Consider the following 15399-nt stretch of genomic DNA (forward strand, 5'->3'; position numbering starts at 1 on the left):
CCCACGTGTCAATCTGGGTGATTCCCGGCCAGATCGCCCTCAGGCTCCGGCGACATCCCCACTCGTCCCGAGAGACGATCAGCCAGATCAATCCCTTGGCCAAAATGACCAATCACAGTAATCACCGAAACCAGGAAGTAAAAGCCGCGAATCCCCCACATACAGACCGAAAAGAGGAGCGATAGATCCTCAGGATTCATCCCCACCTGTCGTTCCACTCGAGAAACAGCTTCTGATTCGAGGGGATCTCGTTCTTCAAACTGTCGTACATACAGCGGCAGACTCGGGTAGCGAGCCGTATGGAGATAGAACCCCCAAATCCCCGTTTCCTCAATTCTTTCGTAGAGATAGCGATCAGTTTTTAATCTCGACTCCGTTATCGAAATCCCTTCGTTAGCCGCAAACTCATTAATCCAGTTGTCATAGCGAATAATCGTACCGAAACTCAGCAGCGTTGGTAACAGTAGGATGATAATGAGCGCATTGAAGCGAATTCCCAGATAGCGGGGGATAAAAGCCGTCGCCACGCCGAGCCCCAAGCCCAAAATGGCAAAAACTAGGACATTAAACACTTCAACAATCTCAATTCCGCGAAACAGATCTCCGAGGAGATTGATACTATAAATCGAATTTTCAGCTAGCAGAGCGGTTAAGAGCTTCACTAACGCCGCCACCGCGATCGCAACGGCGCTCACCAGAAGAAACAACAGCACCCCAACCAGGGTTTTAACCCGTGAGAGTAGGGTGGGAGGTTGGCGACGGCGACGAGAGGCAATGGGGGTTAGGGACGCTGGATAGGCGACAGGAGACCTCGACTCCGAGACAGGAGGGGGAGGGGAAGTTGGCCGGTCCGAGAACAGCGGTGGATACTCAGCCTCCTCATTGCCATCAAGATTACCATCAAGGTGTATGGTCTCCCGCCATAAGGGAATCGTTCCCCCATTGAGATAGCCAACAATTGTGACTTTGCGGATCGAGTCAGCCTCAAGTTTTCGCAAGCCCCGACAGATGAAGTTGACCATAAAGCTTTGATCCGGCGCCGTTTGTCCCGTCGCGATCGCCACCATACTCTGCTCCTGCACGCTGACATTCACCGTGATCTGTTTCGCTTGCAGAGAGTGATTCATCAGGGCGGCCAAGGCATCGGCATTCCCTTGTCTTGCCCGGCTGAAAATTTCAGATCGAACCATCGCGCGTCCTGACGTTCGTGGACTGGAGTAGAAACACTCATATTATCGAATATTCTGGCCCCCAAGACCCGAGGCTGACCTAACCCCGACTCGGGTATCATTCCCGGACAACTCCGGCGAGCCTATGGCGATCAATGGTTTAATGGAGGGAATTTGCAAAATGACGTTTGCAAAATGACGTTTGCAAAATTTTGCATGATTTACCAGCATACCATTCGTCTTGAGGATACCGATGCCGCCGGCGTCGTCTACTTTGCTCGTTTACTCTCGATTTGTCACTACGCCTACGAGGCGGCGATCGCCCAAGCTGGAGTTAATTTGGCCCAACTCTTAGCCCAGGGTGAACTAGCTATCCCCATTGTTGAGGCTCACATCCGCTTTCTCGCTCCTCTCTATTGGGGAGACGAGGTGACGATCGAACTCGTCCCCAAAACCATTGAAGCCAGTCAGTTTCAGGTCAACTACACCATCTACAAGCTAGGGAGCGATCGCCCCGTCAGTCAAGCCTCCACCCATCATGTCTGTATCAACCCCAAAACTCGTCAGCGTCAGCCCCTAACGCCACAACTGGCTCAATGGCTACACTCCGAACGTCCTCCAGCGGCCTAACTCTCTCCTAGAAATTGAGCCAACCGATTCCTAAAAACACGGCCCATCCAGCCAGCGTAAACAGAGCAAACAATCCCCACATGAAAGGAAGAATCCATTTTTGATCGGAGTACCCCAATAGGGGAGTAAAGGCAACCAGAACCAGGAAGAGAATAAAGAAAATTAGAAGAACTAGCATAGAAAAGATAGAGAAGAAGACACCGCACGTTAGAAGAGAACCGGCCCATTCAGATCCGGGTTCTCTGGGTAACAACCAGAATCCTGCTTAAGTCTAGCAGGTGCAATGTCCATAACTATGCCGCATCCTACTCAGCTCTAGCACTATTTTCAAGAAACTGTAATGTTTTGAGAAGACGGACCGCCGACTCGTACGCCTCTTGAGTCAGTTCCTGGCGTTCTTCAGGGGAATCGACAATGTCATCAACCAACAAATTGAGGAAACCAATCATGGGGTTGAGACGGGTTCGCACTTCATAGGAGGTATTGATTAACGTTTCCTTGCGGGCTTGTTGAACAGCATCCTCATTATCCTGAGAGAACTGAGCGTCATACAGTGTTGCATAATAACTGTCATGTTCCAACAGAGACGCATGAGACCCAACCTCAACCACTCGTCCTCGTTCCATCACCACAATCTGATCCGCATTACGAATGGTCGAGAGACGGTGAGCGATAACAATTGTGGTGCGATCATGACACAGTTGCTCGATCGCCTCCTGAACTAACCGTTCTGATAACGTATCTAGGGCGCTAGTCGCCTCATCGAGAATCAGAACTTCAGGATCGCGGATAATGGCCCGCGCGATCGCAAGACGTTGTCGTTGTCCCCCCGATAACATCACCCCGCGATCGCCAATTTCTGTATCAAACCCCTGCGGTAAATTCATAATGAATTCATAAGCATTCGCTCGTTTCGCAGCTTCTATCGCCTCAGCTTCACCAGCCCAGTCACAGCCATAGGTGAGGTTATATAGGACAGAACTATTGAATAAGAATGTATCCTGACTAACAATCCCCATCCGACGGCGAATGGTTTTCATATCATAGTTTCGTAAGTCCTCATCATCAAATTTAATACATCCTCCAGTGGGATCATAAAAACGAGGAATCAGATCTGCCAGAGTGGATTTACCTGCCCCTGAACTTCCCACGAGAGCTACGGTTTTGCCTTGGGGAATCCATAAGTTAATATCTTTGAGTGCCAAGTCCTGATTGCCACTACTATACTTAAAATCAACTGACTCAAACCGAATCCCACTTTTGAGCTTTTCAAAGGGAATAGACCCATTTTTCATAAATGGCTTGTTGTCCCGATCTAGATAGTCAGACACCACCAAAATACTGGCACTTTTATTCGATAAACCGCTGCGGATATTATTCACCGTTCCCACAACTGGCAATAAACGAAATAGGAGTAATAAGTAAGTCAAAATAACCGCCGACAGGGCTTCAATCTGCTCTGCGAAGAGATAGCGAGCGGCTAGAACAATTAAAAGCAAGGAAAGAATACCGGCTGTTTCGTTAATCGGACCAATAACCGCTGAATTCGCCTGAGACTTGAACTCACTACGTTCACGAGCATAAATTAAATGCCTGAGGCGACTCGCTTCTAGGTCTTCTGTTGCCACAGTTTTAATTAAATTAATCCCATTTAGGGTCTCAAACAACTTATTGGTTAATGCCCGAGAATCACGAGTTAAGTCCTGACCAAACTTTTTCGCTCGTTTAATAAAAATCTGGTTAAGTAAAGCAACTAACCCCAACGCCATAATCGAGGCGAGGGTTAGTTGCCAAGAAATTGAAGTCAAAATAGCCAGGAAGAAAATCATCGTAATGACCGCAATAATAAGCTGGCTGAATGAGCGAATTGCTGCTGAAGTTCTCCCCATTTCAGCATTCATTTTGTTGACAACTTCACTGATTTTGTGGCTCGAATAAAAGTCAATATCAACATTTAAAAATACATCAATACCATCGTAACGCAACGTCCTCGAAATAGATTGGCCGAGGGCAGTCCCCACCAAGTTACTCGCGTAGCTCGAAAAGTTTTTCAAGGCGATCGCCAGGAACACAACCCCAGTTAGAATGGCGATTCGATAATCACCGGCGATAGTATCAGCAAATCCCATGGCTTGTTGAATAATGGGGGGCATTCCTCCCATCATGCTCGTCTCTTGTCCTAAGATTGACAAAATTAAGGGCACAATCAAGGTCACACTCACACTATTAAAGACCGCCCCCGAAAATCCTAATAGGATCGTCCCTACAAACAGATAGGGTGATTGCAGTGCAACTTTAAGTAAGAGTTTATTGGGAGACATAAAACCGAGGGCAAGGTGAACGTTAAAGACGACACAGACTGTTTACAAATTTTAGGAGGATTGCAGCGATCGCACCACGTCCGAGAGCAACCCCGACATAGCCTCAATACTATAGTGTTCAATACAACGCTTTCGTGCCAATGCTCCTCGCTGTTGTGCCTCTTCAGGATGAGCGAGAATCCAGCGAATCTGTTGCGCGATCGCCTCAGGGGCCTCAGGTTCCACTAAATACCCAGAATCTTGGAGAATTTCGGGAATATCCCCAACCCGAGTCGCCAGAATTGGTTTTGCCATAGACATACCATCCGTCAGCTTAAGGGGAAACTGGGCCAACGCCGCCGGAGTTTCTCGTTGAGGAACCACAATGATATCAGCCCCCGCCACCACAAACGGCATTTTGGTCACCGGTTGCGGTGGAAGTTGAATAATCCAGCGGCCCCATCGCTGCATCAACTGCTGATCATAATCATCGTAAGGACTCCCTCCCACAATCACCAGCCGTAGATCACGATCATCGAGGCGATCAAGGGCCAGTAAAACATCCTCAATCCCTTTATAGGGGCGAGGTGCCCCCGGAAACATCAAGATGCGATAATCTGAGAGTCCATAGGCCTGGCGGCTCAGTTGCGGATCATAAGCCTCAGGATTAAACAACTCCGTATCCTTACCATTGGGAATTTTGACTCCGCCAAAGCGAGTTTGCAAAAATTGAGTATGAACGGTGACAGCATCGGCCTGAGAGACGCGAGATTCCATCCAACGCAGATAGAGAGGGTGATCGGGATATCGTAAGGCTCCCCGAGGTTTCAGGGTATCCTGAGCCAATTGTCTCAGACTAGGGCGATAGCGATAACCATCGCCCCCATGCCAACTCAACTCCCAATCGTCGATATCTAAAATAACCCGACAGCCCGTCCTGCGTTTGTGCCATAAGGCTAACCCTAATGTCGTCGGTTTCGGACGCAACGCATAAATAATATCAGTATCGAGTTGCTTCAATAACGCCCGCGATCGCCCAATAAAGCCCGGATAATACTCACCCGGAACCGTGATGATGGGAACATCACTCACCGTTGGCTCACAGGGTTCATCCCCAAACACAAATCCGTAAATCTTGACCGTCACCCCAATTCGTTCTAGGGCCTGGGCTAACAAAAAGGTTCGCACCGCCCCACCCCAGCGCCCAGCCCCCTGTTTCGAGAGATCACTGACTAAAATAGAAATCTTTGGGGAGGCCACAGGAGCATTGACAGTCATAGCAGTTCTCATTGAGGTGAAGTACGGCAAAGACCCTGTAAAAACTGATCACAAGCATATCCCAACACTACCCCACCTAGGCAGATTGGTGGATTACCAAAGGTCCTACCCACCACCACAATGTCACGTTGGATGACCAAACCTGCCACCACAGTCAACTCATCAGTAATCACGTTCATCATGGTCTGCAAGAGGAACAGGGAACGCCAGCTTGAGCAGAACCTTAGGAACGTCAGACTCAGCCCAGGATTGAGCGATTTGCCCCTAAGTATCCCCTAGCTTATGCCAAGGTAGCACACTCTTTCGGCGAGTGGGAGCCTCGAATGAGCCCCTAAAGCCTTGGCCGACAGCCTCATTCCCAGGCCGCGATCCCTGCGATCGCCCATCCCCAGAAATGTCCTGAGAGGCTCAAAACCCATCCCCATCTCTCGGTGGTCGTCGTCGGCGTCGATAAATCGTCGCTCCCACCACCAACATCCCCGTCAGGGTTAACGCCCCAAACACCGGCCACAAATCCCCAGTTTCTAGGGCCTGACGTCCGGAACTCCCCAACATCACAATCGGCAAGATTCCCGGAACCGTTCCCAGTAACGTACCGAAGAGATAATCCCGAACGCGAATTCCACTCAACCCCGCCGCAAAATTAACCACACCATAAGGAATAATCGGCAACAGGCGAATCGCAAACAGATAAAATACCCCTCCCTGCTGGAGTTCAGCATCCAAAGCCTGCCAACCTTGGCCCATCCGTCGGGCGATCGCCTCGCGCCCCACCGTTCGACTGAACCCAAAAGCAATCATCGCCGCCAAAATCGCCCCCAAACTGCTCCAAACCGTTCCCAAAACCACTCCAAACAAAGCGCCTCCCATTAAATTGAGAGGCGTCGAAGGTAACAACAGCAACGTTCCTAGACTATACAAAACCAGATACAGAAGCGGCGCCCACCAACCGGCCGCCTCTAACCCCGCTCGCATCCGTTCAGGATCGAGTCCCCCCAATCCATAAATGGCCAAGGCGGTCACCACAATGCAGAATACCAACAGTAGTCGGATGGGCGGGCCACTCGGGGACGGTTGACTCATGAATCCCTTCCCCCAGGCTGACTCGCTGGGGAGGTTTGAGATGCGTCCCCTCTATCGTCAAAACCTCTATCGTCAAAACCTCTATCGTCAAAACCATAGAGATCCCGAACCAAATATAAAGGACGGCCTTTGACCTCTTCATAAACCCGTCCTAAATACTCGCCAATGACCCCTAAACTAATCAACTGGATCCCCCCAAGAAACAATACAGCCACCATCAGTGAGGCATATCCAGGAACATCAATTCCGAAAATCAGAGTACGAAGGACTAAAAAAATAGCATAGACTAAGGCGATTGACGAAACGATCAGTCCAACATAACTCCAAACCTTCAACGGTAAAGAACTAAACGCCGTAATCCCATCAAGGGCAAAATTCCAGAGTTTCCAGTAGTTCCACTTACTCTGACCGGCATAGCGAGGATCGCGATCATAATCAATCGCAATTTGTCGATATCCCACCCAGGCAAATAACCCTTTCATAAATCGGTTCCGTTCCGGAAGTTTTTTGAGAGCCTCCACCACCCGTCGATCCATCAAGCGAAAGTCTCCTGTATCCTCGGGAATAGGAACCTTGCTAACTCGCCCAATTAAGCGATAAAAGTAAGTAGCACTAAAACGTTTTAGCCAAGTTTCCCCATGACGATCGCGGCGAGTGGCATAGACCACATCATAGCCCTCTCGCCATTTCGCAACTAAGGCTTCAATGAGTTCCGGAGGATCTTGTAAATCCGCATCCAGGGGAATCACGGCGGCCCCACTGGCAAAGTCTAATCCGGCACTGAGAGCAATATCTTTACCAAAATTACGGGATAAATTTATGATTTTGATAGCTGGATTTTTTTGATGATAACCAATAAGTTTATCTAAACTTTTATCGTGACTTCCATCATTAACACAAATGATTTCATAACTCAAATTTGGGATACCCAGGCTGTCCATGACTCGCTTTAATAGACAGGCCAAGTTATCTTCCTCATTATAAACGGGAATAATAATGGAGAGTGTGATCTGCGATCGCTCAAAATCGACATCCATTCCCATGAATCGAGTCCATCCAGGTTTTGTTTTGAATTATATCTCCAAACAGCATCCAAAACTCATTAATTTTGTTTTCTAAGGTTACAATATAACCACAAACCTCGAAAATCAAGTATAAACAATCCGAATCCGTCCTAATTGTATACGATCAAAAATCGCATTAATTTGCTGATAATCTTCAATAGACAACCCTTGACCGGACAAGAGTAAACACGTTAGTTTTAAGTAATCCTGATGGCTAATCACATGACTGTCTAAACATGACTCAATCAGCGATCGCCAATAGCCAATTGTCTTTCCCTGCAAAGCTTGACCCATAATCTATCTCTGCCGACATCCCTCTTGAGACACTCACAATTAGGTTAACTCATGTTAGGTTAACTCATGTTAGGTTAACTCAAGTTAAGTCACATCCATTGCCCTGACTCGTATCTCACCCTGACCATGGAGATTTATCGACTTCCCGCCTTATCCGACAACTATATCTTCCTCTTGTACGATCGCCCCCGTCAGATGGCCGCCGTTGTCGATCCCGCCGAAGCCGCCCCCGTCTTAGACAAACTCCAGCAGCTAGACGCAACCCTCACCACCATCTTCAACACCCATCACCATGCCGATCATGTCGGGGGGAACCCATCCTTGCAACAGGCCTTTCCCGACGTAATTACCTATGGCGGACGAGAAGACAAAGGGCGCATCCCCGGCCAGTCCGTCTTCCTAGAGGAGGGCGATCGCGTCTCCTTTGCCGGACGAACCGCCCAAGTCTATTTCGTTCCCGGCCATACTCGCGGCCATATCGCCTATTATTTCCCTCCCACCCATCCCGACGACAGCGGTGAACTCTTTTGTGGCGATACCCTCTTTGTCGGCGGCTGTGGGCGACTCTTTGAAGGAACCCCAGCCCAAATGGTCACCTCCCTGGGCAAATTGCGGAATCTCCCCGAGAACACCCGCATCTGGTGCGCCCACGAATATACCCTTAAAAATCTCCAATTTGCCCTAACCGTCGATGCCGAAAATCCCACCCTTCAGCAACGATTCGCAGAGGTAAAAGAGGCGCGATCGCGTAACCAACCCACTGTCCCCTCCCTCATCGGCCTGGAAAAACAAACCAATCCCTTTCTCCGTTGGGACCATCCCAGCCTACAACAAACCGTTCAAAGTCACGATTCCGTACAAACCTTTGCCCGGTTGCGGGGACGAAAAGACAACTTTTAACCGTGAAGTATGAACCGTTAACCGTTGAAGCATGGCAATGGGGCTAGATCAACAAAAGAGCATCCCTTGGCGGCTAATGTGCGCAGGAGTGCTAATGCTCCCCTTGAGTCCCCTATTGGGAGGACTAGCCATCATCGCTGTTTGTAGCTGGTCCTGGTGGCGAGAGGGGCGATCGCACCTGCAACAGCCTCTCACCTGGAGTTTGGCCCTACTCTCCCTACTCCTCCTCCTCTCAGCCCTACAATCCGAAGATACCTCAACGGCCCTCCTCGGATTAGCCAATTTTCTGCCCTTCATCGCCATCTTTATCGCCAGTCGTTCCCTCATTCAGCAACCCCAACAACGACAACAACTCGCCGAAGCGATCGCCCTCTCCTCCCTACCCGTCGCCCTCATCGGCCTCGGCCAACAGTACCTCGGTTGGCATGGTCCCATCGACTGGGGTTGGCTCATCTCTTGGCAACTCGAAGCCGGTGGAACTCCCCCAGGTCGTATGTCATCCGTCTTCGGCTACGCCAACCCCCTGGCCAACTTCAGCGTCATCGCCTGGACCCTCAGTGTCGGACTCACCGTTCAAGCCTGGCGAACCCGTCCCGCCCATCGTCCCTGGCCCCGGGCCATCTGGGGTTGGGGAGGATTAGTCTTAGCCAACAGCCTCGTCCTATTCGCCACCTCCTCCCGCAACGGTTGGGCCGTTGCGATCGCGATCGCCCTCACCTATGCCATCGTTCTCGGTTGGCGTTGGCTAATTGCCGCCGTTGGGGCCATGGCCGCCCTCATCCTCGGGGCCGCCTTTGGCCCCGCCCCCCTCCAATCCCCCCTACAGCAAATCGTTCCGAGAGCCATCTGGGCACGTCTCAACGATGACCTCTACCCCAATCGCCCCATTGAAACCCTACGGACTAGCCAATGGCAATTTGCTTGGGACTTAAGCTGCGATCGCCCCATCTGGGGTTGGGGACTGCGTCACTTTTCCCAACTCTACCAAGACCACAGCGGACAATGGCTCGGACATCCCCATAACCTGCCTCTGATGTTGTTAGCCGAAACCGGCATCCCCGCCACCCTACTTCTCTATCTCAGCGTAGGCTGGGTGTGTTATCGCGGTGTCACCCACCTCAACCCCCTCCAACCTCTAAGAACTCAGACCAATCTCATCCCCCTAATGCTACTGCTGGCCTTTGCCGCCACAACCCTCTTTCATCTCATCGACGTCACCCTCTTCGATGCCCGCATCAACACCCTCGGCTGGCTACTTCTCGCAGCCATTGACCCGGGGGGAACCTCTCCCCAACCCCAAAAACCCCGAGGCGAAGACCTCGGGGTAGAAACTCGTTAACAGAGCAAGCAACACAGAGCAAGCAACAGGTCACTCAAAATGTCGTAAGTCACAGAAAGCCAAAGTCGAGGCCAGAGATCTCAAATATTCCCTATTCCCTGTTCCCTGTTCCCTTCTTTTGCCTCTTGCCTCTTGCCTCTTGCCTTTTCTTCCCCTGTTCCCTATTGAGAAACCACCACAGGCGTTCCAGGGTTCACCTGTTCATACATGGCCAGAATGTCATCATTCCGCATCCGCACACAACCATGAGACACCGCCTGGCCAATCAACTCCTCATTGGGAGTTCCATGAAAAGCAATCCAGTCATTACCCTCATAGAAGACAATTACCGCCGGGCCAATGGGACTATTCGGTCCAGGGGGAACCAACTCACCCGTCCAGGGATTTTCCCAAACCGGATCGAGGGCCATATTGGTGACCTGAAACTCGCCAACCGGCGTTTCCCAACCGGGTTTCCCAACCGCCACAGGATAACTAGCGATGACCTCATCATCTTCATAGAGATAGACCCGACGTTCACTCAACCGCAGTTCAATCCGGGAATCGGGTTTACCAATGCGATCGGGTTGAGCGTCAGGATCACTCGGGACTTCAGGCGGAACCCCATCGCCACCGGGCAAAAACTCCCCAGGTTCACCGATGGGAGGAACTTGGAGATTAGGATTGACGCGCAGACGATAGGCGATCTCATCTTGAGCGATCGCCATCCCCGGACTGAGGAAGACCATAGCCGCAGCACCCGATGCGATGGTACCGAGCCATTTGGGAAGATAGTGAACAGTTCGCCGTGGGGTCATAGTGGATGTTGTTCTCCTCACTGAAGTCTCAGGTGTGAATCTTGAAGTGCTAAAAGCTTCTACATATTTTATACGACAGTTTCCGCAGAATCGGTTTTTCAGGTGAAAATTGCCATTGCGCCAACCCAGCCATCCCCTCACCCAAACCTATCTCAGCGGTCGTCGCGGTTAAGGACAAAAGCGTAACGTCGATTGTCCCGTCGTCGGATCAAACGCCAAAATATAGCCCCGATTGCCGATACTATCAACAATCTCATGCCAAAATCGATCATCCCCATCGACACCGGGGACATTGGCCCGTAGCAACTGGATTTGTTCATCGGAGAATACCCCAACAATCGCCGTTTCCCCCCGAGTATTGCCATCCCCCGTCATCACTGGACGAGGATACAGGTATAACGTCTGATCCGTTGCGATCGCCACCCGACGACAAGCTTCTCCCACCCCATCGCCAATGCGTTGACTCAACACCACTCCCTGGCCCGCCAACTCAGGAATTGGAGTCCAACTCATCGAAGCCATTAATAGTAACGATACAAACATGACTAAAATCAGGTAGGCGATCGCCGTCCAATATAGCCGATATAATAATCCATCTCAGACCTCCACCACAACAGATCCCCCCCAACCGCCGGCCGTAACCTCTTCCGAGATCCTGGCCCTTCCCCCACCCGTCTCGATTTGCGGACCTAGCCTTTTGCGGAAATCTCCGTCGATTCATTGACAAATTTACCACAGTTTGCTATGAAGGCTGAAGACCCAAATCCATCGCCGTAACAGTTCAAGCAAAACCATTGAAATCTTATCTCAAGTCGTTATTCCAGAAATTCCAGAAATCCTATACCCCCGACGGGGTTTATCCAACCATCGATCACTGGTGGAACCAACTCCCGGATCACCAGCGTCAAACGAATGGTTTAAGACCTAACATTTATCCCCCTCAATCCCTATCCCGCCAACCTCCGAACACCCTTGACGCAGACCTATACTGGAAATTCAACCTCGACTATGGAACCCAATCTCAACCCGCCTATCTTGCCTCCGTAGCCGGCGGACGAATTTGGAACGGTGTTGCCGTCATTACCCCAGACAATCAACTCTTATCTGACGCTTCAATTTACATGAGAGTTGACCCAAACAACCCCCAAAAACATCCCATTTTTCGCCAAGAAATTCAGCCCCCAACTTACCTAGATAAAACCGTTGCCGTCCTAAGTGCAGCCGGTGGAAACAGCTTTTTTCACTGGATAGTCGATGTTTTGCCTCGATATGACCTGCTGAGGCGATCGCCAGATTGGTTCCAAGACATCGACTATTTTATCATCAATGATCTAGCTCAAGGGTTTCAGCGTGACTCCCTCAAACTTCTCAACATTCCCCCAGAGAAACTGATTACCGCAGCAGACTACCCTCACCTACAAGCCAAACGTCTGCTCGTTCCCTCCTTTGTTCGTCACCAAACCTGTAACATCGGTAACTGGGCCTTTGAGTTTCTCAGACAAGCATTAATCCCCCAGACTATCCTTGACTCTGATGATACCAATAAAACCAGACGTCTTTATATTAGCCGCAACAAAGCCAGCAGCCGACGGCTTCTCAACGAAGATGAAATCCTAGAAAACTTACAAAAAAAAGGATTTGAAAAAGTCTTTCTCGAAGACTATTCTCTCACCGAGCAAATCAAGTTATTTGCCACCGCCAACTCTGTGATTGCCCCCCACGGTGCCGGACTGACTAACCTCATTTTTTGCCCCAAAAACAGCAAAGTATTAGAGATTTATTCCCCCAACTACGTCAGCGTCAGTTATTGGAACATTTGCAACCAAGTTGGTTTAGACTATTATTACCTCTTTGGGACTGGCCCACGACCCCAGCCCTTTGAAGACCCCCATCTCAGACTAGAGGACATTCACGTCGATATCTCGGAATTTGAAGCCATCCTCAAAGAGATGAAAATTGAGTAGATTTTATATCTACCACATCTAGCGTTTCTGAAATCCTCGATTGTATAAATGTTTTGGATTATCCTAAAATGACAATTTTACTCTTGAATGACAACAGCTACATCAATAACTTTGGCTGTCAAGCAACCATGAGTTCCTTAATACGTATGGTTGCCAACGCGGCTCCAGAACAAAAACTCATTACCGTTGAGCAGCGAGATTTGGCAAAAGATTATTATCAAGAAATACCCCCAGCCAAACCGAGCTTAAGGCAACTAAAGAAGTATGTAAAAAGAGCTAAAAACACTCCAAGAATCGCTGAATACTTCCCAAAAACTGCCAACGATTTTCAGCGATATGGAGAAATGTGGCAGCGAGGCGACGCGAGAGACGCCTCCGAGTTCCTACTCCCTTTACTATCCCAGTCCGACCTAGTCATTCACAATGCAGAGTTGTTGAACTACAAAACCAATAAAATTAGTCTTCGAGGAGCATTTTTACTTTGGTACGCTAAAACGTATCTCAATAAAAAAGTTGCCCTAATCAACCAAACCACCCCAGCTCCCGGTAGTGACTTAGTCATGGAAGGGATTTTGGAATATCTTTGTCCCTATCTCGACCTTGTGACAGCCCGAGAACCTCGCTCTAATCAACTTTTGCAAAGTTTAGGATTTGAATCACAACTGGTTCCTGATCCCGTTTTTTCTATCTCTCCTGATCTATCCAAACAAGATCAGATCCAGGATTGGCTGACTGCTCATACCATCAAGTCTCCCTACATCTGTTTGAGCTTTATCTCAGTTCTTGCCAGCAATATGAATCAAAATCACTCGTTGCATCTATTCACAACAGTAATATCTGCTATTCAAGAAAAGGGATTTCAAGTGATTCTGATGGATGCTGGTAGTGGTTCTCTTAGGAAAATCAACCAAACCTTAAAGGAAATTACAGGAGCGTTTGTCTTTGATGGAAATTATACCGAGTTTTGGTCTCTCCTAAAAAGTTCTAGTGCTTTAGTCTCAGGACATTACCACAACATCATCATGGCGGCACAGGTCGGTTGTCCATTTGTCCCTATGCGTAGTGTTTCACATAAGGTCGAAAGCCTATGTGAGTTGCTAGATTGGAAAATCACCCCCCTCAATCCAACCTGCCTAGAACTTTCTATTGAGAAAATGTTAGAAGGGATTGACATCACCCAGAATCAATCATCAGAATTGTCAGAATATCTCCTCAATCGGACTCAGCAACTTCAGTCTGAATCTCGTCTAACCGAATCATTGCTCGCTCATGTCATGAAGCCCTGAGCCTAGCCGCTGAATCTATGGTAATCATCTATAGCAATAAACGCCCAAAAATACGTTTATTAACTTAGGTATTAACTTGGGTTTTCAAATCATAAAGCCTCTACAAAAACGATCAACAATTCACGACGAAACGTGCAACGCATCATCATCATCGGCGGTGGGGCCGCCGGATTCTTCGGGGCCATCACCGCCGCCACCCACAACCCCAACCTCTCCATCACCATCCTCGAAGCCAGCCGCCATCCCCTCCACAAAGTCCGTATCTCCGGCGGAGGACGCTGCAACGTCACCCACGCTTGTTTCGACCCCAAAGAACTCGCCCAACATTATCCTCGCGGGTCTAAAGCCCTGCGAGGTCCCTTTAGCCGCTTCCAACCCCGCGACACCAGCCAATGGTTCCAGAATCACGGCGTTTCCCTCAAAACCGAAGCCGACGGACGGATGTTTCCCACCACCGACGACTCCGACACCATCGCCCAATGTCTCCTACACACTGCCCAACAGGCCGGCATCACCCTAGAAACCCAAACCCCCGTCCAAGCCGTTGAGCGTCATTCCAGCGGCTTTAGAGTCAGCTTACGTCATGGAGACCCACGGGAGTGCGATCGCCTGCTCCTAGCCACCGGTAGCCATCCCAGCGGCTATCGCTTCGCCCAAAACCTCGGCCACAGTCTCATTCCTCCCGTACCCTCCCTCTTTACCTTCAACATCCGCGACCCCCAACTCACCCAACTGGCCGGCATCAGCGTCCCCAACGTCGAGATTTCCCTCCCTGATAACCACCTCAAACAACACAAACTCAAACAACACCAACTCAAACAACAGGGTCCTCTCCTGATTACCCATTGGGGACTTAGCGGTCCCGCCGTCCTCAAACTCTCCGCCTGGGGTGCCAGAACCCTCCACGACTGCCACTATCGAACCTCAATCCGTCTTAACTGGCTCCCCCAACACAACCCCGAAACCCTCCATCAGATCTATCACCGCCAAAAAGCCGACCACCCCCGCAAAACCCTAGGCAGTGTCTCCCCCATTCCCCTATCCCGACGACTCTGGAACTACCACCTCAACGCCGTCGAGATCGACCCTCAAACCCGCTGGGCCGAACTCTCCAAAAAAGCCATGAACCGCCTCAACCAGCAACTCCTCCAGAGTCAATATCCCATCAGCGGCAAAGGCATCTTCAAAGACGAATTCGTCACCTGCGGCGGCATCAACCTCAAAGAAATCAACTTCAAAACCCTAGAAAGTCGCATCTGTCCCCATCTGTACCTCGCCGGAGAACTCCTCGACAT

14 protein-coding genes are annotated in these 15399 nt (G+C 49.9%); 6 read left to right on the plus strand and 8 right to left on the minus strand.

Annotated features, from left to right (window positions below; genetic code table 11):
* Positions 1 to 8 precede the first annotated feature (8 nt).
* Positions 9 to 1190 carry a hypothetical protein gene (locus R6U67_RS13955; protein ID WP_410253103.1) on the minus strand — a complete coding sequence of 394 codons (1182 nt, stop codon included), beginning with the start codon at positions 1188 to 1190 and terminating at the stop codon, positions 9 to 11.
* 174 nt (positions 1191 to 1364) lie between these two features.
* Here R6U67_RS13955 and R6U67_RS13960 point away from each other — a divergent pair, with 174 nt between their 5' ends.
* Positions 1365 to 1799: an acyl-CoA thioesterase gene (locus R6U67_RS13960; RefSeq protein WP_410253104.1), complete on the plus strand. Its 435-nt coding sequence runs from the start codon at positions 1365 to 1367 to the stop codon at positions 1797 to 1799.
* A gap of 7 nt (positions 1800 to 1806) precedes the next feature.
* Here the strand turns inward: R6U67_RS13960 and R6U67_RS13965 are convergent, their stop codons facing one another.
* The 5 genes from R6U67_RS13965 to R6U67_RS13985 all read right to left on the minus strand — a co-directional run bounded on the left by R6U67_RS13965 (position 1807) and on the right by R6U67_RS13985 (position 7503).
* Positions 1807 to 1977, minus strand: a complete 171-nt coding sequence (locus tag R6U67_RS13965) for a hypothetical protein (RefSeq protein ID WP_410253105.1) — start codon at positions 1975 to 1977, stop codon at positions 1807 to 1809.
* A 127-nt stretch (positions 1978 to 2104) separates the two neighbouring features.
* Positions 2105 to 4120, minus strand: coding sequence for an ATP-binding cassette domain-containing protein (locus R6U67_RS13970; RefSeq protein ID WP_410253106.1), 2016 nt, complete (start codon positions 4118 to 4120; stop codon positions 2105 to 2107).
* Between the two features lie 51 nt (positions 4121 to 4171).
* A complete protein-coding gene (locus tag R6U67_RS13975; RefSeq protein ID WP_410253107.1) occupies positions 4172 to 5377 on the minus strand; it encodes a glycosyltransferase family 4 protein in 1206 nt (401 codons plus the stop codon).
* Between the two features lie 408 nt (positions 5378 to 5785).
* The gene (locus tag R6U67_RS13980) at positions 5786 to 6460 is read right to left on the minus strand and encodes a TVP38/TMEM64 family protein (RefSeq protein ID WP_410253108.1); all 675 of its coding nucleotides are present in this window, start codon (positions 6458 to 6460) and stop codon (positions 5786 to 5788) included.
* Positions 6457 to 7503 (minus strand): glycosyltransferase family 2 protein, encoded by a 1047-nt coding sequence (locus tag R6U67_RS13985; protein WP_410253109.1) that lies wholly within the window; start codon positions 7501 to 7503, stop codon positions 6457 to 6459. Before R6U67_RS13985 ends, R6U67_RS13980 begins: the two co-directional genes overlap by 4 nt.
* Before the next feature lie 441 nt (positions 7504 to 7944).
* Between R6U67_RS13985 and gloB the strand changes: the two genes are divergently transcribed.
* Together gloB and R6U67_RS13995 are read left to right on the plus strand one after the other, a co-directional pair.
* A complete protein-coding gene (gene gloB / locus R6U67_RS13990) occupies positions 7945 to 8718 on the plus strand; it encodes a hydroxyacylglutathione hydrolase (protein WP_410253110.1) in 774 nt (257 codons plus the stop codon).
* 94 nt (positions 8719 to 8812) lie between these two features.
* Positions 8813 to 10057 (plus strand): O-antigen ligase family protein, encoded by a 1245-nt coding sequence (locus R6U67_RS13995; protein ID WP_410253111.1) that lies wholly within the window; start codon positions 8813 to 8815, stop codon positions 10055 to 10057.
* 161 nt (positions 10058 to 10218) lie between these two features.
* On the opposite strand, the gene R6U67_RS14000 is transcribed toward R6U67_RS13995, so the two are convergent.
* Positions 10219 to 10854, minus strand: a complete 636-nt coding sequence (locus R6U67_RS14000) for a L,D-transpeptidase (protein WP_410253112.1) — start codon at positions 10852 to 10854, stop codon at positions 10219 to 10221.
* Positions 10855 to 11022: 168 nt separating this feature from the next.
* Entirely contained in the window at positions 11023 to 11397 is a 375-nt protein-coding gene (locus R6U67_RS14005) for a hypothetical protein (RefSeq protein WP_410253113.1), read from the minus strand.
* Between the two features lie 251 nt (positions 11398 to 11648).
* Between R6U67_RS14005 and R6U67_RS14010 the strand changes: the two genes are divergently transcribed.
* The 3 genes from R6U67_RS14010 to R6U67_RS14020 form a co-directional block, all read left to right on the plus strand.
* Complete coding sequence (locus tag R6U67_RS14010) at positions 11649 to 12818, plus strand: glycosyltransferase family 61 protein (RefSeq protein ID WP_410253114.1); 1170 nt, start codon at positions 11649 to 11651, stop codon at positions 12816 to 12818.
* A 68-nt stretch (positions 12819 to 12886) separates the two neighbouring features.
* Positions 12887 to 14104 (plus strand): polysaccharide pyruvyl transferase family protein, encoded by a 1218-nt coding sequence (locus tag R6U67_RS14015; protein ID WP_410253115.1) that lies wholly within the window; start codon positions 12887 to 12889, stop codon positions 14102 to 14104.
* Between the two features lie 132 nt (positions 14105 to 14236).
* Positions 14237 to 15399 (plus strand): NAD(P)/FAD-dependent oxidoreductase (locus R6U67_RS14020; RefSeq protein WP_410253116.1); only part of this gene is annotated, 1163 nt, incomplete at its 3' end.

The organism is Sodalinema sp. (assembly GCF_046483825.1).
Classification (GTDB): Bacteria; Cyanobacteriota; Cyanobacteriia; order Cyanobacteriales; family Geitlerinemataceae; genus Sodalinema.